At 57.9% G+C, this 20,559-nt stretch carries 14 protein-coding genes, 1 other RNA gene and 1 pseudogene; 10 read left to right on the forward strand and 6 right to left on the reverse strand.

The window, feature by feature from the left end; genetic code table 11:
* Positions 1-57: 57 nt before the first annotated feature.
* Positions 58-1,434, forward strand: a complete 1,377-nt coding sequence (locus ACFSE1_RS00230; protein ID WP_377394825.1) for a DUF2778 domain-containing protein — start codon at positions 58-60, stop codon at positions 1,432-1,434.
* A 170-nt stretch (positions 1,435-1,604) separates the two neighbouring features.
* A pseudogene (gene tnpA / locus ACFSE1_RS00235) lies at positions 1,605-2,038 on the forward strand (IS200/IS605 family transposase).
* Positions 2,039-2,190: 152 nt separating this feature from the next.
* On the opposite strand, the gene ACFSE1_RS00240 reads toward tnpA, so the two are convergent.
* Positions 2,191-4,668: an ATP-dependent helicase gene (locus tag ACFSE1_RS00240; protein ID WP_377394828.1), complete on the reverse strand. Its 2,478-nt coding sequence runs from the start codon at positions 4,666-4,668 to the stop codon at positions 2,191-2,193.
* A 227-nt stretch (positions 4,669-4,895) separates the two neighbouring features.
* Between ACFSE1_RS00240 and ACFSE1_RS00245 the strand changes: the two genes are divergently transcribed.
* Together ACFSE1_RS00245 and ACFSE1_RS00250 are read left to right on the forward strand one after the other, a co-directional pair.
* Positions 4,896-6,074 carry an efflux RND transporter periplasmic adaptor subunit gene (locus tag ACFSE1_RS00245; RefSeq protein WP_377394831.1) on the forward strand — a complete coding sequence of 393 codons (1,179 nt, stop codon included), beginning with the start codon at positions 4,896-4,898 and terminating at the stop codon, positions 6,072-6,074.
* The gene (locus ACFSE1_RS00250; protein ID WP_377394834.1) at positions 6,071-9,229 is read left to right on the forward strand and encodes an efflux RND transporter permease subunit; all 3,159 of its coding nucleotides are present in this window, start codon (positions 6,071-6,073) and stop codon (positions 9,227-9,229) included. The genes ACFSE1_RS00245 and ACFSE1_RS00250 overlap by 4 nt, the downstream gene beginning before the upstream one ends.
* A gap of 20 nt (positions 9,230-9,249) precedes the next feature.
* On the opposite strand, the gene ACFSE1_RS00255 is transcribed toward ACFSE1_RS00250, so the two are convergent.
* Positions 9,250-9,849 carry a hypothetical protein gene (locus ACFSE1_RS00255; RefSeq protein ID WP_377394837.1) on the reverse strand — a complete coding sequence of 200 codons (600 nt, stop codon included), beginning with the start codon at positions 9,847-9,849 and terminating at the stop codon, positions 9,250-9,252.
* Between the two features lie 265 nt (positions 9,850-10,114).
* Here ACFSE1_RS00255 and ACFSE1_RS00260 point away from each other — a divergent pair, with 265 nt between their 5' ends.
* Both ACFSE1_RS00260 and ACFSE1_RS00265 read left to right on the forward strand, forming a co-directional pair.
* Complete coding sequence (locus ACFSE1_RS00260; protein WP_377394840.1) at positions 10,115-11,530, forward strand: FAD-binding oxidoreductase; 1,416 nt, start codon at positions 10,115-10,117, stop codon at positions 11,528-11,530.
* Positions 11,531-11,605: 75 nt separating this feature from the next.
* A complete protein-coding gene (locus ACFSE1_RS00265) occupies positions 11,606-15,250 on the forward strand; it encodes an AsmA family protein (RefSeq protein ID WP_377394843.1) in 3,645 nt (1,214 codons plus the stop codon).
* Here the strand turns inward: ACFSE1_RS00265 and ACFSE1_RS00270 are convergent, their stop codons facing one another.
* The 4 genes from ACFSE1_RS00270 to ssrA all read right to left on the reverse strand — a co-directional run bounded on the left by ACFSE1_RS00270 (position 15,251) and on the right by ssrA (position 16,787).
* Complete coding sequence (locus ACFSE1_RS00270; RefSeq protein ID WP_377394846.1) at positions 15,251-15,469, reverse strand: ribbon-helix-helix domain-containing protein; 219 nt, start codon at positions 15,467-15,469, stop codon at positions 15,251-15,253. It abuts the gene before it with no gap.
* Between the two features lie 88 nt (positions 15,470-15,557).
* Complete coding sequence (locus tag ACFSE1_RS00275) at positions 15,558-15,755, reverse strand: DUF4169 family protein (protein ID WP_377394849.1); 198 nt, start codon at positions 15,753-15,755, stop codon at positions 15,558-15,560.
* A gap of 17 nt (positions 15,756-15,772) precedes the next feature.
* The gene (locus ACFSE1_RS00280) at positions 15,773-16,282 is read right to left on the reverse strand and encodes an SspB family protein (protein ID WP_377394852.1); all 510 of its coding nucleotides are present in this window, start codon (positions 16,280-16,282) and stop codon (positions 15,773-15,775) included.
* Between the two features lie 131 nt (positions 16,283-16,413).
* Positions 16,414-16,787: a transfer-messenger RNA gene (gene ssrA / locus ACFSE1_RS00285) on the reverse strand.
* A 75-nt stretch (positions 16,788-16,862) separates the two neighbouring features.
* On the opposite strand from ssrA, the gene ACFSE1_RS00290 reads away from it, so the two are divergent.
* The 4 genes from ACFSE1_RS00290 to hflC all read left to right on the forward strand — a co-directional run bounded on the left by ACFSE1_RS00290 (position 16,863) and on the right by hflC (position 20,392).
* Positions 16,863-17,657: a thymidylate synthase gene (locus tag ACFSE1_RS00290; protein WP_377394855.1), complete on the forward strand. Its 795-nt coding sequence runs from the start codon at positions 16,863-16,865 to the stop codon at positions 17,655-17,657.
* 1 nt (position 17,658) lies between these two features.
* Entirely contained in the window at positions 17,659-18,198 is a 540-nt protein-coding gene (locus ACFSE1_RS00295) for a dihydrofolate reductase (protein ID WP_377394858.1), read from the forward strand.
* 143 nt (positions 18,199-18,341) lie between these two features.
* Positions 18,342-19,454 (forward strand): FtsH protease activity modulator HflK, encoded by a 1,113-nt coding sequence (gene hflK, locus ACFSE1_RS00300; RefSeq protein WP_377394861.1) that lies wholly within the window; start codon positions 18,342-18,344, stop codon positions 19,452-19,454.
* The gene (gene hflC / locus ACFSE1_RS00305; protein WP_377394864.1) at positions 19,451-20,392 is read left to right on the forward strand and encodes a protease modulator HflC; all 942 of its coding nucleotides are present in this window, start codon (positions 19,451-19,453) and stop codon (positions 20,390-20,392) included. The genes hflK and hflC overlap by 4 nt, the downstream gene beginning before the upstream one ends.
* Positions 20,393-20,559 lie beyond the last annotated feature (167 nt).

Genomic DNA, 20,559 nt, shown 5'->3' on the forward strand with positions numbered 1-20,559 from the left:
CGGCGTAGAGCAGTATTCGCCGGTTGTTCGAGTAGCGGGTAAAGGGTGACGCGTATCATGGCAGTGGCATTCGAAACGGCACGTGCCGTTCAATCATACTCACGGCGCCGCAAGCCAGAGGCCTCCGCCGCTCACGGTCTCATCAAGGCTACCCTCGCACTCGGTGCCGGTCTGGCTGTCGGCTGCTGGATGATGGGCGCGCTTGCGACAGTGCAGGGCATTGGTGGCATCAAGCCCATGGACTATTCGCATCAGTTACGCGCCTCGCTGGATCTGAAGCCCATCGTTGCTGCTCAGCTTTCTGCAGCCGAGCGTGCCCTGAAGATCTCCAAATTTTCAAGGCTCGGCGGCGGCGCGGCAGAAAAGGCGGCACGGCTGGAAGGTGCTCATCTGGCCTACATGAATGCACAGGTTCCGGCTGAACATGCAGTCAAGTCCGGCATTGCTGCCGCCCTGGCAAAGGCCGAAGCAGACAAGCAATTCACAGAGCTGGCCTCCAAGCGCCCCACTGCCGAAGAAATGAAATCGGTATTAACGGCAGCGCTGGATGAAACCGTTCTCATTGCGCCTCCCACACAGACAGCCTGGGATGCCACACCGCGAGGCAATGCGGATGAGGGCAGTGTGGAAGTTGCCGATTTACAAAGCCCGGCGGAACTGGCTGTAGCCGGTGCTATGGAAGCAGATTCAGATGACGGTCTACCGATGGCCGGACCTCTACCCATCCGTCGTCCACCTTCCAATGCGCTCGCTTTGGCGCTTGCGCCTGCGAATGTGGCAAAGCCCGCCGTCAAGCCTGCTGCTCTTGAGGAAGACGATGAAGACGAGGCACCGAAGGCACTCGCATTTGCCAAGCCGGAGAACCCGTTGAAGGAAACCCCGGCTCGCAGCGTTCCATGGCCGGATCGTGGCACGGGTGGCTTGAAGGTTGCAATTTATGACATTTCCAACGGCGTCGTTCACATGCCGAGCGGAGAAAAGCTCGAGGCGCATTCCGGCATCGGTGAGATGCGCGACAATCCGAAGTATACGCATGTGAAAATGCGTGGGCCTACACCGCCCGGCACCTACCGCCTTTCCATGCGCGAAAAGCTGTTCCACGGCGTCGCCGCCATTCGCCTCACGCCAACGGATGGTATCAACCCTCTTGGGCGCACCGGTCTTCTCGCCCACAGCTACCTCTTGAGAACGCGCGGAGATTCCCATGGCTGCGTGGCTTTCGCCAATTACGACAAGTTCCTCAAGGCGTTCCAGCGCGGTGAAGTCACGCACATGATCATCGTGGATCGTCACAACGGCACAATTCCGGCCGCAGCGCTTCGCAAGCTGAACCTGAGAGGCGGTGGTGCAGCAGCAACGACCGTATCCGCTTCCGGCAAGGAGAGCGACGGGGCGCGCCGCACGCTGGCGGACTACTTCAAGCGGGATGGCTGATTGCCCTTTCCAATTCAACGAGAAATGCCCCGGATGGCTCATCCGGGGCATTTTCGTTGTAATCAAAGTAAACCTCCACCTACGGTGGAGGACTGGACGAGTTTTACATCGTGGTGGAGAGACCTCCGGCTTGGACCGTTAGCGCGGGCGAGACGTCAAACGGAGGTTTTATGGAAGAACGATCGCAATCGCATGCGACGTGGGACTGCAAGTACCATATCGTTTTTGCAAGCAAATACCGGACGAAACGCCTTTACGGGGACGTACGTCGTGAATTGGCTGAGCTTTTGCATAGGCTTGCTCGACAAAAGGAATGCGAGATCCACGAAGGGCATCTTATGCCCGACCATGTACACATGCTGATATCGATCCCGCCGAAGTACTCTGTTTCCATATTGTGGGCTTTTTGAAGGGCAAGACTGCGCTTTACATCGCTAATAAATATGCCCGCAAACGGCGCTACAAAGGCTATCACTTTTGGGCGCGTGGATACTACGTGTCCACGGCTGGGCACGATGAGCAGGTCGTCAGACGGTATATCCGTAATCAAGAAAATGCCGACAAAGCTTCCGACTTTGCCGACCTCTTTAATCGCAGCTACTAACTTATAGCAAAACCGCTTCTAGCGGTTCAAGCGCAGCGTTTCAAACCTCCACCTCTGGTGGAGGTTATGACTTTAAAGCTGGAGGTTTAAGCGGAAATTCTCTCTGTCTGCTTTAACAAAGTGCAGATGAGAAAACGCCGACAGGGCGCCTCTCAAACCTTCTCTACAAAACCATCCAGAACGCGCTTCTCACCAGCCTTATCGAAATTGATCGTGAGTTTGTTGCCCTCAATGGCAGCGATGTTGCCATTGCCGAACTTGATGTGGAAAACGCGGTCGCCCACCGAAAAACGGGAAGGCGCGGCAGCGACCGATTTTGCCACCAGCTCTCCATCGATCGTGCGCCCCCTCGGTCCACTCTCGCCATAACCGATGCGCTCGACCGCATGGCCGGAGCGGCTTCCCCAGTTATCGCGTGTCGCATCGCTCTTGTTAGCCTGCGCCCGCTTCCAGCCGGGGGTGGAATAGGAATTGGCAAAGGGGTCGGCCTTGTCGAACCGAGACTGGCCATAGCCGCCGCGTCCATAGCCGCCATAGGCAGAATCGCTTTCCGCCACGTCCACATGCAGAGGCGGCAATTCATCCAGAAAACGCGATGGCATGGTGGATTGCCACAGACCATGAATGCGCCGATTGGAAACGAACCAGATATGACAGCGTCGCTTGGCACGGGTGATGCCGACATAGGCGAGGCGGCGTTCCTCTTCGAGGCCGGAGCGGCCGCCTTCATCCAATGCCCGCTGATGTGGGAAGAGACCCTCTTCCCATCCGGGCAGGAACACGGTCTCAAACTCCAGGCCCTTGGCGGAATGCAGCGTCATGATCGATACGGCATCCATGTCCTCGTTCTGCTCGGCATCCATGACCAGTGAGACATGTTCGAGAAAACCGCGCATGCTCTCGAAGGCTTCCATGGAACGAACCAGTTCCTTCAGGTTCTCAAGCCGGCCCGGTGCCTCGGCGGATTTGTCATTCTTCCACATGTCAGTATAGCCGGATTCTTCCAGAATCTGTTCGGCCAGCTCCACATGCGGTGTCGTTTCAAGCAGTTCGCTCCAGCGCTTGAAGCTCTGGATCACATCGAAGAGAGCCTTGCGCGCTTTCGGCTTCAATTCATCCGTTTCAATGATGTCAGCAGCCGCGGCCAGCATGGGAATATCGCGGGCGCGGGCATAATCGTGCAGAGTTCGCACGGTCGTGTCACCCAGTCCGCGCTTCGGCGTGTTGATGATCCGCTCAAAGGCAAGATCGTCCGCCGGTTGGCACGTCAGGCGGAAATAGGCCATGGCATCGCGAATTTCGAGACGCTCATAGAAGCGGGGACCGCCGATAACCCGGTAATTCAAACCCAGGGTCACGAAGCGATCTTCGAACTCGCGCATCTGGAACGAGGCGCGCACGAGGATCGCCATGTTGTTCAGCTTGTGCTGCTTGCGCTGAAGCTGCTCGATTTCCTCGCCAATCGCCCGTGCTTCTTCTTCCGAATCCCATGCCGCGTGAACGATGACCTTTTCGTCATCGGGATCGGTGCGTTCGGTGAACAGGGTTTTGCCAAGACGGCCCTCATTATGCGCGATCAGGTGACCGGCTGCACCCAAGATATGTTCGGTCGAGCGATAATTACGTTCCAGCCGGATGACTTTGGCGCCGGGAAAATCCTTCTCGAAGCGCAGGATGTTATCCACTTCCGCGCCGCGCCAGCCATAGATAGACTGATCGTCATCCCCCACACAGCACACGTTCTGGGGCACGTCCTTGGGCCTTTGGGCCAGAAGGCGCAGCCACATATATTGGGCGGTGTTTGTGTCCTGATACTCGTCTACCAGAATGTAGCGAAACTTCTGGTGATAATCCTTGAGCAGGTCCGGGTTGCGGCGGAACAGATCGATGGGGTGCAGAAGCAGATCGCCGAAATCGCAGGCGTTCAAGGTCTTCAGACGCGCCTGATAGGCTGCATAAAGCTCGCGGCCCTTGCCATTGCCGAAAGCACGGGCATCGCCCTCCGGTATGTCCTTTGGTGTCAGGCCCTTGTTCTTCCAGCCATCGATCATTCCGGCAAACTGGCGTGCTGGCCAGCGCTTATCGTCCATGCCTTCTGCCTGGATCAATTGCTTGATCAGGCGAATAACATCATCGGTATCGAGGATGGTGAAGTCGCTGCGAAGGCCGACAAGCTCGGCATGGCGGCGCAGAATCTTGACGCCTATCGAGTGGAATGTGCCAAGCCATGGCATGCCTTCCACCGCGCCGCCCACCAGAACGCCAATGCGCTCTTTCATTTCGCGCGCTGCCTTGTTCGTGAAGGTCACCGCCAGAATCTGGCTGGGGAAGGCGCGGCCCGTTGCAAGGATATGTGCTATGCGGGTGGTCAGAACGCGGGTTTTCCCCGTGCCTGCGCCCGCCAGAACCAGAACCGGTCCATCGACAGTCTCGACTGCCTCGCGCTGTTCAGGGTTCAGACCTGAGAGATAATCCGGCGCACGGTTTTGATCGCGCGCGGCCATGGCCCGTGCGGCAATGCCAAGACCACCTGCTGGCGCTTGAGCGGCAGGGGCGGCTGAGTTTTTGCGGCGCGGTGCATTCTCCGGTTCCTCATCGAAGAACGGAATGTCATCGAAACTGTTTGTCATCAGGCCAATCTAATGATTCCGGGTGCAGAAGGCCATAGGTCATGTTCTGGTTTTATTCCAGCTGTCTTCACGCGTGATGATGTGAACAAGAAGGAGGGGATAGCCATCACGCCGCCGTGATTGCGATTCACGTTACAAATTCGCAAGGTTAGCAATCTGTCGTTGTCTGACAATGCGTAAATAAGGATACTGGCGAACTTGCAATATCCCTCAATCGGAGTGTCTGAATGCGCATCTGGAAGCAATTGCTCCTCAGTTTCGTCGTGCTGTTCATAGGTTTATGCTTGTGGGTCTCCCTTAGCCCCGATGCAGCACGCACTCTGGTCAGCATGGGTGCGCCGCAAGCGGCTGTCTCTCTCATTCAGCCGCAGCTTGATGAAGGAACAAAAACCGAGGGTGCAGGGGCTGTAGCCTCCAGCCAGCGTTCCGGCGGACAGGGTGGGCAGCGTGCGACGCTGGTTTCCGTTCGTCCGGTTGAGAATGGCACTGTCAATGATCGGCTGAGCGCTATCGGCAGCGGCGAGGCAATTCAGTCCGTTGTCGTCATGCCGCAGGCAACAGGAACGGTAAACGAGATCCTTGTCAAATCCGGGCAGAAGGTGAAGAAGGGGGATGTGCTGGCCAGGCTCGATGACGATGAACAGCTGATCGAGCGCGATAAGGCGCAGGTCGCATTGCGCAGCGCCGTTGAAAAATCCAGCTCCTACAAGAACCTGCAAAGCGTCGCGCGTCTGGACGTGCTGGATGCGCAAATTGCCGAGGAATCTGCGAAGCTTGCCGTGAGCACGGCGGAACTCAACCTCAAGCGCCGCAATATTGTGGCACCTATTGATGGCATTGCTGGTATCGTTGCGGTGAATGTCGGTGACAATGTCACGACCCAGACGAGCGTTGTGACGCTGGATGATCGTTCGGAAATTTTGGTCGATTTCTATGCCCCGGAACGGTTTGCCACCCTTGTTGAGCCAGGTGCGGAAGTTGAGGCAACCTCGATGAGCCGTCCAGGACAGGTCTTCAAGGGCAAGGTGGATTCTATTGATAACCGGGTGGATGCAGCAAGCCGCACATTCCGCATTCGCGCCCGGATCGACAACCCGACGGATCTTCTTCGGGCGGGCATGTCTTTCCAGGTCTCCATGCGCTTTGCAGGCGATAGCTATCCGGCGGTCGACCCGCTTGCGGTCCAGTGGGATGCGGAAGGCGCCTATGTCTGGCGAATCCGGGAGAACAAGCCGGAGAAGGTGCGCGTGAGCGTGATCCAGCGTAACCCGGATGCGGTTCTCGTTCAGGCAGAGCTTCAAACCGGAGACAAGATTGTGACCGAAGGCTTGCAGCGCGTTCGCGAAGGGCAGGCTGTGCGCATACAAGGTGAGCCGGAGCGCGTAGCGGAGGCTGAAACCCGATGAGCGAGACCGAAAACCACGAGACGCAAGCGCAGAGCGCCAAATCCACCTTCACCGCACTGTTTGTTCGTCGCCCCATTCTGGCGGCGGTCATCAACACGTTGATTGTTGTTGCGGGTCTTGCAGCATTCGTGGGCGTTGAAGTGCGCGAGCTGCCGGATGTCGACCAGCCGGTCATCACCGTCCGCACTGATTATCAGGGTGCATCGCCACAAACGGTTGATCAGGAACTTACTCAGGTCATCGAAGGTGCCGTCGCGCGCGTCAGCGGCCTCAAATCGCTCTCTTCCGAATCGCAATTCGGTGCCAGCCGTGTGACCATGGAATTCAGCGATACAGCTGATCTGGCGGTCGCGGCCAACGATGTGCGCGATGCAATCGGCCGCGTGGCCAACCAGTTGCCGGATAATGCGGACGAGCCGCGCATCGTGAAGGCGGATTCGGACTCGCAGCCGATCATGCGTCTGGCTGTGACATCCTCCAATCTCTCGATGGAAGATCTGACGCTGCTGGTGGACAATGAGATTGTTGACCGTCTGGCCGCCGTGGATGGCGTTGCCGACGTGGAAATGTATGGCGATCAGGAGAAGATCTTTCGGGTCGATCTCAATCAGGCAGCACTTGCCAGCCGTGGCCTGACGGTGGCCGATGTTTCAAACGCACTCGCCAGTGCCGCGTTCGATGTGCCGGCCGGTTCTCTGACCAGCCGCACACAGGATATCGTGGTGCGGGCAACGGCCAATCTGGAAACACCGCAGGATTTCGAGAATGTCCTGATCAAGGACAATATCCGTCTTCGCGATGTTGCAAATGTCAATCTCGGTGCCGATGACGGCACCACCACGCTGCGCTCCAATGGCGTGCAGGGCGTTGGCCTTGGCATTATCCGTCAGGCACAATCCAACACGCTGAATATCTCCAGCGGCGTTGCCGCTGCTGTGGCAGACCTTCAGAAGGCGCTACCGGAAGGTACTCGCATCGTTATCACTTCTGATGATGCCGTTTTCATACGCGGTGCCTTGCATGAGGTGGAACTGGCGCTGGGGCTTTCGGCGCTCATTGTGGTGGTGGTTCTTTATCTCTTCCTGCGCGATTGGCGGGCAACCCTTATTCCAGCACTCACCATGCCGGTGGCGCTGATCGGCACGTTGACGGCGATTTATCTCGTCGGCTTCTCCATCAATATTCTTACCCTTCTGGCTATCGTTTTGGCCACGGGCCTCGTGGTGGATGATGCCATCGTGGTGTTGGAAAACATCGTGCGCCGTCGAACGGAGGGCATGGGGCCACGTGCTGCGGCAATCCTCGGCACGCAGGAGGTTTTCTTTGCCGTGCTGGCCACCACGGCCACGCTTGCAGCAGTTTTCATCCCACTGTCGTTTTTGCCGGGGCAGTTGGGCGGCCTGTTCCGTGAGTTTGGCTTTGTTCTGGCCTTTGCTGTGGCGCTGTCTTCCATTACGGCCCTCACGCTCTGTCCCATGCTGGCTTCGCGCATGCTGACAAAGCCGATGAGTGAGCCCCAAGGCATGTTGCAGAACTTCGGCAATCTGTTTGCCGGCGCTTATGAGCGGATGTTGCGCTTCTCGTTGAATGCGCCGGTTATCGTCATTGCAATTGCGCTGTTTTTCGGCGCTGCAGCCTATGTCGCCTTTGGCCTTGTGAAAAGTGAGCTGACGCCCATGGAGGATCGCTCGCTCGTTTCCATGCGGCTCAACACATCCCAAGGAGTAAGCCTCGAATACACGCAAGACCAGCTTCGCCGGGTGGAGGAGAACCTTCAGCCGTTGGTGGATTCGGGTGAGATCCGCAACATCTTCTCCATTTCCGGCATGGGCAATTCCACCAATAACGGCTTCATGGTCATGACGCTTGCGCCCTGGGATGAGAGAACACGGACGCAGAACGAAATAGTTGCCGATATCAATGCCGCAGCCGCCAAAGTGCCCGCGGTTCGCGGCTTTGCTATCCAATCCAACAGTCTGCGTATTCGCGGTGCGGGCAACGGTCTTCAATTCGCGCTCGTTGGTAACGAGCATACAAAGCTCACCGATGCTGCTATCAAGCTGGTTCAGGCCATGGAAAAGAGCCCGAGCTTCCAAACCCCGCGCCTGGATAATGAGCCGACGCAAGCGCAGCTATCCGTTTCCATCAACCGCGAACGCGCATCCGATCTAGGTATTGATATTACCGGCCTTTCCACCGCCATGCAGGCGCTTTTGGAAGGACGTTCCATCGTAGACGTGTTTGTGGATGGCGAAGCGCTGCCGGTTAAACTCTCGTCCTCAACGCAGCCTATCGATGACCCGACTGATCTCGAAAACATCTTCCTGCGAACAGGCGATGGCAAGATCGTGCCGATGTCGACGGTGGCCACACTGAAGGAAGGAGCCGTTGCGCCGCGCCTGAACCGTGAGCAGCAACTGGCGTCTGTTTCGATTTCTGCAGCCTTGGGTGATGGGGTGGCGCTGGGTGAGGCTTTGAGGCAAGTGCAAGAACTGGCACAGCCTCTGCTGCCACCGGGCTCAAGGTTGATGCCATTGGCGGAAGCCAAGACATTGGGCGAAAATTCGAGCGGCATGGCCATTACCTTCGGTTTTGCCATCGCCATCATTTTCCTCGTGCTGGCAGCCCAGTTCGAAAGCGTTCTCTCTTCGATCATCATCATGACCACGGTGCCGCTAGGTCTTGCCTGTGCCGTATTCGCGCTGGTGCTGACTGGCTCGTCGCTCAACGTCTACAGCCAGATCGGTCTGGTTCTGCTGGTCGGGGTCATGGCGAAGAACGGTATTCTGATCGTGGAGTTTGCCAATCAGTTGCGAGATCAGGGTTACGCGGTGCGCGAGGCCATAGAGAAAGCATGCAAGCTGCGCCTGCGCCCTGTCATGATGACCATGATTGCCACAATCCTTGGCGGTATACCGCTGGTGCTGGCACAAGGGGCCGGTGCCGAGGCTCGTATTGCGCTGGGCTGGGTTATCGTCGGCGGCCTGGGGCTTGCAACGCTGGTGACGCTGTTCATCACGCCGCTTGCTTACCTGCTGCTGGCACGCTTTGCCAAGCCTCATGCCCACGAGGAGCAAAAGCTGCACGAGGAGTTGGTGACTGCGACCAAACCCGCCGCCAATCAGGAGACGAAACCCCTGCTGGCGGCGGAGTGAGGCTCCTCAGCCTTCAGTGATCAGCTTGCGCTTGAAACAACATTCGGGTTGGCCTTCTTGAAATCGAAGGCTTCCTGGTTCTTACGGGCGGCATCAGAGAAGTCCGCGCTGGACTTCAAGGGTTCTATCTCTTCCGGCGTAAATTTCTGGAAGAGCAGAACCTGATAAGTCAGGCGGGTGCCTTCGTTCTTATCTGCCCAGGCAGGCAGGTTGGCATTGCCAGCTTTGTTCTCCCGGTCCCTCTGATCAAGAGCGACGGCCAGTTTCATCATGCCGCCAAGCGGAATAGGAATGCCATTGATAGCAAGGTCGGGCACGAAGTTGGCCGGATGTATGCCGCCGCCTTTGATGCTATTATTGGCAAGTATGCTGTGGCAGCGTGTATAGGGCGATGTCTCCTTGTTTTGCGCTGTACGCTTCTTGTCGAGCTGCACGATGAGTTTGCAATTGGCGACGGCGGATGCCGTTTCGAGCCGTTCATATTCAGCCTTCTTCAGCGCTTCTGGTGAGTTTGGTGCAGGTGCCGTCTGGCAACCAGAGATCATTGCGATCACGCCGAGGGTAGAGCCTAGCTTGATAAAGTTCATCGGGATTCCTAAAGCTTGAAGCTGTTTATTCATTCGGTAAAGGAGGCGCCTAGTTTGAGAACATGCTTTCAAACGGCAAAATCGCTGCTCGTCTCACGAGACATCCGGCCTTCAAAAGCACGCGTTTGCTAGAGCGTTCGGCAAGTCACGGCAATTCAGCTTTGGATTGTATCTTGGTGGAAGGTAAACGAAACATGACGATGTGTCTGGTAGCTCCGATGGACAAGCTCGTCTCTCTCACCTACCAACAGGCTTGAGGATTTGTGCTGATCTTGCCGTGCGGAGGTAGGGAAGAAATATGGTTTTGAGAGATGTGCGTGCGGGCGTTCGAAACGAACAGGCAATCGCGATGGTGATTGAAAGCCTGCGAGCCTCGCTGGGCGAGAAGCTTCAGACGGGGCAGGCATTTCGCGAACAGCATGCGCACACAACCACCTATCTCACCGCGCAATTGCCGGATGCCGTTGTCTTTGCGGAAAATGCCGATGACGTGAAGGCGGTCGTTCGCGCCTGCGCAATGCATGGCGTGCCAGTCATTCCCTTTGGGACGGGATCCTCGCTGGAGGGGCAGGTCAATGCGCCCTCTGGCGGAATTTCCATCGATTTCTCACGTATGGATAAGGTCCTGCGTGTCTCTCCGGAAGATCTGGATGTGACGGTGGAACCGGGCGTGACGCGCGAAGCGCTGAATGTCTATCTGCGTGATACCGGGCTTTTCTTCCCCATCGATCCGGGCGCCAATGCCTCCATTGGCGGCATGACGGCAACGCGTGCTTCCGGCACCAATGCCGTGCGTTATGGCACGATGAAGGACAATGTCCTTGCGTTGACCGTTGTGACTGCGGATGGCGAAGAAGTCGTGACCGGAACGCGGGCGCGAAAATCCTCCGCCGGTTACGACCTCACGCGCCTCTTTGTCGGGTCTGAAGGAACGCTGGGTGTTATCACCTCCATTACACTGAGGCTTCAAGGCATACCTGAAAAGATCAGCGGCGGTGTTTGCTCCTTCCCCACGGTAAAGGCCGCCTGCGATGCGGTGATCATGACGATCCAGATGGGCATACCCGTTGCCCGTATCGAGCTTCTGGATGAAATGCAGATCCGCGCCTGCAATGCCTATTCCGGTCTTTCCTATGCGGAAAGGCCGACGCTCTTTCTCGAGTTCCATGGCACGGAAGAAACCGTGGCCATGCAATCGGAACAGTTTGCCATGATTGCCGAGGAGTGCGGCAGCGATGGCTTTCGCTATACAGTAGACGCGCAGGAGCGGGCAAAGCTTTGGAAGGCGAGGCACGATGCCTATTGGGCATCTCGCGCCCTGCGACCCGAGTTGTCTGCACTTTCCACCGATGTCTGTGTTCCCATTTCCAGGCTGGCAGAATGTGTGGCGGAAACCCATGAGGATATTCTCGCCAATAACTTTCTCGCTCCCATCGTTGGCCATGCAGGTGATGGCAACTTTCACGTTCTGGTGCTGTTCAACGACAAGGATGCAGCCGATATCGAGCGGGTGGAAGCCTTCGTGGAGCGCCTCAATCGCCGCGCTTTGTCCTTCGGCGGCACCTGCACGGGCGAACATGGCATAGGGCAGGGCAAGATGAGCTTTCTGCAAGAGGAGGCCGGTCCGGCGCTCGCGCTCATGCGCTCGATCAAGCAGGCGCTGGATCCCAAAAACATCTTCAACCCCGGCAAGATCCTGCGCAGCATAGATTGATCGGGGAAATGGCCGGAAGCACTTGTGCCGGGTGAGGGGTGATCATAAAAGTTACCCCAAAGTTAAGAGGTAGACGTGCTCGGACGAATCTTTCTGGTCATTGGTGGTTTCGTTGTCGTCGCGCTTTTTGCGGCACTGCTTGCGCCTGTTTTCGTGGATTGGACCAATTTCCGCGTCGGCTTCGAACAGCAGGCCAGCCGAATTCTGGGCAAGAAGGTCACCGTCCATGGCCCGGTGGAAGCTCGCATTCTGCCGTTTCCCTCTGTCACCATGCGCGATGTCCGGGTAGGGCAGGATACGGATGGTTCGCCTCTGGTTCAGGTGGCGCAATTTTCCATGGATATGGAACTGGCACCCTTTCTCTCCGGCGAGGCGCGGGTTTTCGATATGCGGATCGAGAAGCCGAAGGCACGTATCCGGCTGCTGAAGGATGGCAGACTGGACTGGATGCGCGGCAGCCGCCCGGATATTCCGGCGCGTAATGTGGTGCTGGAAGATGTTCACATCACCGATGCGCAAATCGAGTTCATTGACGAGGCTTCGGGTCGCAATCGCTTGCTGACCAATCTGACAGCGGACCTTTCGGCGCATTCGCTGGCGGGCCCTTGGAGAGCGGAAGGAAATGCTACGCTTGATGGTTACGAGGCGCAGTTTACGCTGAACAGCGGCGAGCCGGATTCGCAATCCGGCCAGGTGCCACTGAAGCTTCGCCTGCGCCCGGATATCCAGCCCGTCGAAGTCCAGCTTGATGGTGCCCTTGGTGTGCGTGGTGCGCGGCCGGAGTACAAGGGCGAGTTCAGCCTCTCCTTCCTTGATCAGCCAGCTGCCGGCACTACGAAGCAGGCTGCGCCGCGAACAAAGGGCAAGTTCGAACTCACCAATGATTGTATTCGCATTCCCGAGTACCGGATCGAGGCTGGAGCGATTGATAACCCCTATGTGGTGACGGGCGAGGCAACGCTGGACACGGGAGAGAAGCCTGAGTTTCTCCTGACAGCGGATGGGCAGCAGGTGGATGTTGACAAGCTGGCGGCTGAGCTTGTGCCGCGCGGCAAAACTTCGCGCGATGCCCATTTTTCGGCGCAACGAAGGGTGAATGCCCTGATTGCCATGGCGGCGCGTATTCCCGTCCCACGCGTGCCTGGCAGAGCCACGGTGCACCTGCCTGCCATTGTGACCGAAGGCACGACAATTCGTGATATACGGCTGGATCTTCGCCCGAAAGACGGCGGCTGGACGGTTGAAAATGCCGTCGCGATCCTGCCGGGACGTACGCAGGTGGAGGCAAGCGGGCAGCTGGTTCTTACCGGCGAGCCCTCTTTCACGGGCAAGATGTTGCTGGCTTCGAACCAGCCATCCGGTTTTTCCGACTGGCTGACCGGCAATGTGGATCCCGCCATTCGTCGGCTCAAGGCGGCCGGTTTCTCTGCCGATGTGGCACTGACCCGCCAGAGCCAGAGGTTCGAGCAACTGGAACTGGCGGTTGGCGGCGCCACCCTGAAGGGAAGGCTGGAGCGAAGCTCCGCCACGGATGCCAAGCCTGTTCCGGATCTTGCTCTCGATCTTGCCGGTGATGAGATCGATCTCGATGCCATCCGCGCGCTGGCCTCGCTTCTCACCGGGCAGGATGCCGGACAGCAGGCGCTCGATCATCATTTGACGGCACATCTGAAGGCAGACCGGCTGACGGCTTTCGGCGTTGCGGCCCATGGCGTAGAGGCAGAGCTTGAGCTGGGTGACAGCGGCCTCTCCATAGAAAAGCTGGCGGTTGCGGATCTTGCGGGTGCGCAGCTCAGCGCCCGGGGCAGCGCGGAAGGCTCTCTGCTGAATTACCGCGGCAAAGGCACAATCACCCTCTCCGCAGAGGAGGCAGCACCGTTTCTCACCATGTTGCGGGAGCAGTTGCCCCGCCACCCGGTGCTGGAACGGCTTGCCCGCAATCCGGCAGCTTTCTCCAATACCAACCTGACGGCTGAGCTTACCCTGGGTGATGCAGCTAACCTTGCGATCAGCGGCGTCTCCAACGGCACCCGGATTGAGACCAGCATTCAGGCGCAGAATCTGCTCGATCTGACGCAGGAGACCGAATACCAGTTGATTGCCAAGCTCACGAACCCCCTGTCGGTTCGCCTGCTGGATCAGTTGGGTGTTGAGACGCTTCCCTTCGATGGTGATGCGAACGCCGCGCTCGATGTTACGGCCAAGGGCAATGGCAAGGCCGAGGCAGATATCAGCCTCAATTATCGCACGGATGCAACGGTTGCCTCGGCTTCCGGCAAGGTTTCGCTTGCAGCGGATAAGTTCGGCGATGGATTGCTGAATATTGCCCTGAAGAGCAGCGATATCGAACCCTCTCTTCTTGTCGCCGGTATCAGTATGCCGCAATTCGGCAGCGGCCTGCCAATCGATGCGAGGGTACAGATCTCGCTCGATCCGAATGTTGTGAAGTTTGATCGGATTGAAGGTGCCATAGCGGGCAACGCCGTGTCCGGGGAGCTGGCCTATGACCGGACAATCGATGCGCCAACATGGACGGGCAAGCTCGATCTTGGTGCGTTGGATGAGGAATGGCTTGCGGAGGCGGTGTACGGGCCTCTCTATGATCCGCAAACTGGAGCCTTTTCAGAGCAGCCGTTTTCGCAGCCCGCATTTGGTCGGGCAGATGTAACCCTTGATCTTTCTGCGAAATCTGTGCCGCTCTGGCCTGGTGTCGCGCCGCTCAGCGGCTTCTCGGCCCGCCTGAGCAATCGAAGCAACGGCATTAGTCTGGAAGAGGTAAAGGCAGAGTGGCTGGGCGGAAGCCTCAACGGGCGGCTGGCAATGTCCAGCAGCGAAGGCATTGGCCTCCTCCAGACGCGGCTCAGCTTGCAGGATGCAGATCTCGCGCCCCTGATGTGGGAGCGCGCCGGACACTCCGTGGCGAGCGGCAAGATCGGCTTTGAACTGGCAACAGAGGCGACCGCCAAGACACCGGCTGCCCTGCTGGTCGCGGCAAACGGTTCCGGCACATTGCATTTGCAAGATGTCGTTCTTCCGGGATTGGCGGAGAGCCCGCTGAAGGATCTCCTCGCGCAGGCTGACCGGATCGATGGCGATGTCACTGAGGCAAAGGTCCGTCCTCTCGTTCAGAACAGGATTTTCGCTGGCAAAATGCAGGTGGGGGCGGTTGAACTGCCGTTCACGATGAGTGCGGGACAGGTTCGCTTCCAGAACATTGCGGCGCAAGCCGGTGCAACGCGATTGAGCGGTGATGCGCGCTTCAGCCTTTCGGAGCAGACCGTGGATGCCTCTTTGCTCATGGCCTATGATGCGGGAGAGGATGCCGTCGCTGGTGGTGATGCGGAAGTCGCTCTGCGGTTCCGCGGGGATTGGTCGGAGCCAGAGCAACAGCTGGAACTCGGTGCAATCACCAACTTCCTCTCTTTGCGCGCCTTCGAGCAAGAGCGGCGTCGCGTTGAAACACTACAGGCGAGTGTGCTGGAAAAGCAGCGCCTGCGTCGTGAGGTCTCGCTCTATCAGTCGCTGGATAACGAAAGGCGACTTGCCAAAGAGAAGGCGGAAGCCGAAGCCAGGCGAGTTGAGGAAGAGGCCGCCAGACAGCGTGCCGAGGAGCAACGGCGCGAGCAGCAGAAGCCCGAGGTCTCAACGCCCGGCCTCAGTGTGCCGCCAACCGTTGAGCACTTCAGAATGGAGGAACTTCCGGGCGTGACCGGAAACTGATCAATTCCTCAACGCTGCTTTCAGATCTGTCAGGACATAGAGGCGAAGCGCAGACGAGAGATTGCTGTCTGCCGGGCGGGCGTCGTCAATTTCTGCGATGAGAGAGGCGAGGCTGATCTTACGTCGATCCGCGATCAGGCGTAATTCCGCCCAGAATTCATCTTCCAGCGAAAAGCTGGTTCGGTGTCCGTGCAATGTGGCGGAATGCTTACGGATCACCAAGACGCACCTCGTAGAAAAGCATTGGTCAGGGGGCGATAGCCGGTGCCGGTGAACTGGGCCAAATGAAAAGAGCGGCCAATGCCGCTCAATCCTCTCGTTTGTCGCTCTTTTCCAGCTTGCCTTGATCGAGAGTTTTCTCGGCCTTGCGGTTCAGGGCTGTGGTCAGAGATTTTTCCTGCTTGGTGCGGCCGAAGCTGATGCGATTCTGCTCTGCCTCCCGCTCTTTTTCAGAGCGGGCCTTGGCTTTCCTTGCCATTCGCAGGTTCACCACATCAGCGCACATGCCGACCTCTCGCGCAATCAGTGCTTCTTGCGGAAGGAATCGAGGGATACGACGGAGCCGGAAGCGCCTTCCTTCTTTTCCTCATCCTTGCCTTCTTCGTCAGCCGGCTTGGCAGCGGCATCCACCGGATAGGCAGTGATTTCTGCCGATACTTCTTCCTCTTCGGCCAGGGGCACTTCGAATTCCAGCTCGAAATTGACGGAAGGATCGTAGAAGCCACGAATTGCATTGAACGGAATGTAGAGCCGCTCCGGCGTGTCGGAGAAGGAGAGGCCGACCTCGAAATGCGTATCGGAAACCTTGAGGTCCCAGAACTGGTGCTGAATGACAATCGTCATCTGCTCCGGATATTTGGACTTCAGGTGGGGCGAGATGCGGACGCCCGGTGCGCCGGTGAGAAAGGTGATGAAAAAGTGGTGATCGCCAGGCAGGCGGGCTGTGGAGGCCACCTCGGTCAGAACCTTACGAATAACGCCGCGAAGGGCATCCTGTGCCAGAATGTCGTAACGGATATGATCCTGACCCATCGTTTCTATCTTCCAATCAGTTCGATGTTTTTCTTGCGATTTGTCGACCGTTATATGACACACGCGGTTCCGGCGGAAGCCCCGGCGCGGCGACTCTGACACAAGATAGCGAAAAAGCAGTGAAGCGAGAAGGTGAAGGCTTCTGTTGCCAGGTGCCTTCGGACCCCGCCTCAAGGGGCTAACCAAGAGGACTTAGAGCGGGTTTCCCGCACCGCCATTAGGCAGCGAGAGCGTAACCCTTAGCGTTGTTGTCGTTTGCAACTACACTTGTGACCCGATAACGGCGGTATCATGCCGAGCAAAAGTTCGATCTTTACACCCTTGTCGATCCTATTTCGCCCCCATCAGAAGCAGGCCACACTCTAGGCTGCCCGCCTGTTTCTGGTGGAGGCGCCGGGTACCGCCCCCGGGTCCAATAGGTTTATTTCATCGACCGTTTATTGCCATAGCCGGAGCAAGCCCCGGCAAGGGTGATATAGGTGTTTCGCACGCTGATGAAAAGGGGGGATTGCGCGGTTGCGCACTATCGTCTGGCTGATGCCGTTCTATAATGCCGCCGACGGAATCGACAGGCAGACTGATGAAACAATATCTCGACCTTTTGCGGCACGTGATGGAAACCGGAACCGACCGCGGGGACCGCACCGGCACCGGCACGCGCTCCGTGTTCGGATACCAGATGCGTTTCGATCTGGAGGACGGCTTTCCGGTTCTGACGACGAAGAAGCTTCATCTCAAGTCGATCATTCATGAACTTCTGTGGTTTCTGAAGGGCGACACCAATATTGCCTACCTCAAGGAAAACGGTGTTTCGATCTGGGACGAATGGGCCGATGAGAACGGCAATCTCGGCCCCGTTTACGGCTATCAGTGGCGCTCATGGCCGAAGCCGGATGGCGGAAGCGTCGATCAGATTGTCAATCTCGTTGAAGGTATCAAGCGTAACCCGAATTCGCGGCGCCACATTGTTTCCGCCTGGAACCCGGCGCAGGTGGACGATATGGCCCTGCCGCCCTGCCACTGCCTGTTCCAGTTCTACGTTTCGGGAGACCGGCTGTCCTGTCAGCTCTACCAGCGATCCGCCGATATTTTCCTGGGCGTGCCATTCAATATCGCATCCTACGCGCTGCTGACGATGATGGTCGCGCAGGTCACGGGTTATCGGCCGGGTGAGTTTATCCACACCTTCGGCGACGCGCATATCTACGCGAATCATTTCGAGCAGGCCGAAATCCAGATGCAGCGGACGCCCAAGCCCCTGCCACGCATGGAGATCAATCCCGACGTGACGGATCTGTTCGCGTTCCGCTTCGAGGATTTCCAGCTGGTTGGCTATGAAGCCGATCCGCACATCAAAGCACCGGTTGCGGTGTAAGATGGCAATCAAGCGCTCCGCTCCGGTCGTCCTTGTGGCCGCCGTATCCTCCAATGGCGTGATTGGCCGCGACGGCGATATGCCCTGGCGTCTATCGACGGATTTGAAGCGCTTCAAGGCGCTGACGATGGGGAAGCCTGTCGTGCTGGGTCGCAAGACGTTTGAAAGCTTCGGCGGCAAGCCATTGCCGGGGCGCCCGCACGTGTTGGTAACCCGCAATGCGGAATACGGGCCGGAGGGGGTTGAAACCTCCGCCTCCCTCGAGGCGGCTCTTGAGCGGGCGCAGCAGATTGCCGCTGAAACGCAAGCGCAAGAGGTGGCTGTGATCGGAGGCGGCGAGATCTACCGTCAGGCCATTTCGCTCGCGGATGTGCTCTACATCACGCATGTCGAAGCCGAGATTGCCGACGGCGATACGTTCTTTCCCTCAATCGACGAGGATCAGTTCGAGAGGGTGGAGCAGACCCGGGTTCCGGCCGGGGAAAAGGACAATTTTAACACCGTCTTCACGATTTATCGTCGTCGGCCTGCGGCAAACTGAAACATTTCGTTACCAAACACTCGGAAGTGACGCACGGTGCGTTGAAAGCGGCCGTCTGCGTACCTATAACGGGGCATGACCCGATTGCCGCATTTTCGCCGCGGCTTCTCGAGGGTGGGAGTTACACGAACAAAGAGGTTTTGATGCCTTGGAGCAATCAGAATGGCGGCGGTCCCTGGGGGGGCGGCGGCGGCAATAATCAGGGGCCGTGGGGTCAGGGTCCCAACCGGCCGCGTGGCGGTGGTGGAAATGGCGGCGGTGGCAACGGAGGTCCGCCTGATATCGAGGATATCATCCGCCGCAGTCAGGATCGCCTTCGCAATGTCGTACCCGGTGGGTTTAACGGTGGCGCCTTGGCCATTGTCATCCTCATCATTCTGGCATTCGTCGGCATTCAATCCATTTACACGGTTCAACCGGACGAGCGCGGTGTGGAACTGCGTTTCGGCAAGCCGAAGGAAGAGATTTCCGGTCCGGGCCTGCATTGGCATTTCTGGCCATTGGAAACCGTGGAAATCGTCAAGGTTACGGAGCAGCAGCAAAACATTGGTGGGCGCGGCAATGCGGCATCCACAGAAGGGCTGATGCTTTCCGGCGACCAGAACATCGTTAATGTTCAGTTCTCCGTGCTCTTCACCGTCACCGATCCGCGGGCCTATCTGTTCAATCTGGAAGCGCCGCCCGCAACCCTCCAGCAGGTTGCCGAGAGCGCCATGCGTGAGGTTGTGGGTCGCCGTCCGGCACAGGATGTTTTCCGCGACAATCGTGAAGAGATATCCACGCAGGTGCGCGATATCATCCAGGGCACCATGGATACCTATGGCGCGGGCATTTCCATCAATGCGGTGCCGATCGAAGATGCCGCACCGCCGCGTGAAGTGGCCGATGCCTTCGAGGAAGTGCAGCGTGCCGAGCAGGATGAAGACCGCTTCGTGGAAGAAGCCAACCAGTATGCCAACCAGAAACTCGGTCAGGCCCGCGGTCAGGCGGCTCAGGTTCGTGAAGAGGCTTCTGCCTATAAGGATCGTGTCGTCAACGAGGCCAACGGTGAGGCACAACGCTTCGTATCGATCTATGAGGCCTATCGTGTTGCGCCAGACGTCACACGCGAGCGCATCTTCCTGGAAACTATGGAGAATGTTCTGAAGAACTCTAACAAGATCATTCTGGACGACAAGCAGGGCGTCGTGCCTTACCTGCCGCTGAATGAAGTGCTGCGTCAGAACAACACCGCCAACCAGGGAGGCCGCCAGTGAATTCGAACCGTCTCCCAGCCGTCCTGATCGGGGTCGGCCTAATCCTGTTCCTCGCCTATTCGTCGGTGTTCGTCGTCAATGAGCGCCAGCAGGCGATCGTAGTTCGCTTCGGTCAGATCCAGTCGGTCAAGTCGCAGCCAGGCATCTATCTGAAACTGCCCTTTGCCTTCATGGATGCAGACCGCGTGCAGTATATTGAAAACCGGGCTCTGCGCTTCGATCTGGATAACATCCGTGTCCAGGTGCGGGGTGGCGCCTTCTATGAGGTGGATGCTTTCGTCGTCTATCGCATCCAGGATGCTCGCCGCTTCCGTGAAGCGGTTTCCGGTGATCGCGATTCGGCAGAATCACGCCTTCGCACACGTCTCGATGCTGCTCTGCGCCGCGTCTACGGTCTTCGCAACTTCGGCTCCGCTCTCTCGGACGAGCGTTCGGCCATGATGCAGGAAGTCCGCAGCGATCTGCAAAGCGCTGCGGAAACACTCGGCCTCAACATCACCGATGTTCGTATTCGTAGAACGGATCTGACGCGTGAAGTTTCGCAGCAGACCTATCAGCGCATGAAGGCCGAGCGTCTTGCCGAGGCGGAATTGATCCGTGCCCGTGGTAACGAGCAGGGCCAGCGCCGTCGCGCAATCGCGGATCGTCAGGTGGTTGAGCTTGTGTCTGAAGCGCAGCGCGATTCGGAAATCATCCGAGGTGAGGGCGATGCCGAACGGAACCGCATTTTCGGTGAGGCCTTTGCCCGCGATCCAGGCTTCTTCGAGTTCTACCGCTCCATGCGTGCCTATACGAGCGCGTTGAGCGACAAGAGCACGACCATGGTTTTGAGCCCCGATTCGCAGTTCTTCCGCTACTTCAACCAGAGCGCGGCCCCTGATGGCCAGGCTCCGGCGGCACCTGCCGCATCGGCGGCAACGCCGCCAGCACGGCAGTAAGCACAGAGGCTAAAGAAGGGCGGCCCTTGGGTCGCCCTTTTTCGTGGCGCTGAGACACACCGGTCCCAACTTTAATGTGGGCCTCACGAAAAGATAATTTCCCCGGTCGTTTTTCCGCCTTATCTTTCGGGAAGCGTTGCGCGAAGCACAGTCGTTGCATGATCCGC

This window comes from Affinirhizobium helianthi (assembly GCF_042680945.1).
GTDB lineage: Bacteria > Pseudomonadota > Alphaproteobacteria > Rhizobiales > Rhizobiaceae > Neorhizobium > Neorhizobium helianthi.

Coding starts and splice junctions, on each gene's coding strand:
- ACFSE1_RS00260 (WP_377394840.1), top strand. CDS start 10,115: ATGGTTTTGAGAGATGTGCGTGCGGGCGTTCGAAACGAACAGGCAATC.
- ACFSE1_RS00255 (WP_377394837.1), bottom strand. CDS start 9,849: ATGAATAAACAGCTTCAAGCTTTAGGAATCCCGATGAACTTTATCAAG.
- ACFSE1_RS00290 (WP_377394855.1), top strand. CDS start 16,863: ATGAAACAATATCTCGACCTTTTGCGGCACGTGATGGAAACCGGAACC.
- ACFSE1_RS00280 (WP_377394852.1), bottom strand. CDS start 16,282: ATGGGTCAGGATCATATCCGTTACGACATTCTGGCACAGGATGCCCTT.
- ACFSE1_RS00240 (WP_377394828.1), bottom strand. CDS start 4,668: ATGACAAACAGTTTCGATGACATTCCGTTCTTCGATGAGGAACCGGAG.
- ACFSE1_RS00230 (WP_377394825.1), top strand. CDS start 58: ATGGCAGTGGCATTCGAAACGGCACGTGCCGTTCAATCATACTCACGG.
- ACFSE1_RS00245 (WP_377394831.1), top strand. CDS start 4,896: ATGCGCATCTGGAAGCAATTGCTCCTCAGTTTCGTCGTGCTGTTCATA.
- ACFSE1_RS00275 (WP_377394849.1), bottom strand. CDS start 15,755: ATGTGCGCTGATGTGGTGAACCTGCGAATGGCAAGGAAAGCCAAGGCC.
- ACFSE1_RS00295 (WP_377394858.1), top strand. CDS start 17,659: ATGGCAATCAAGCGCTCCGCTCCGGTCGTCCTTGTGGCCGCCGTATCC.
- hflK (WP_377394861.1), top strand. CDS start 18,342: ATGCCTTGGAGCAATCAGAATGGCGGCGGTCCCTGGGGGGGCGGCGGC.
- ACFSE1_RS00250 (WP_377394834.1), top strand. CDS start 6,071: ATGAGCGAGACCGAAAACCACGAGACGCAAGCGCAGAGCGCCAAATCC.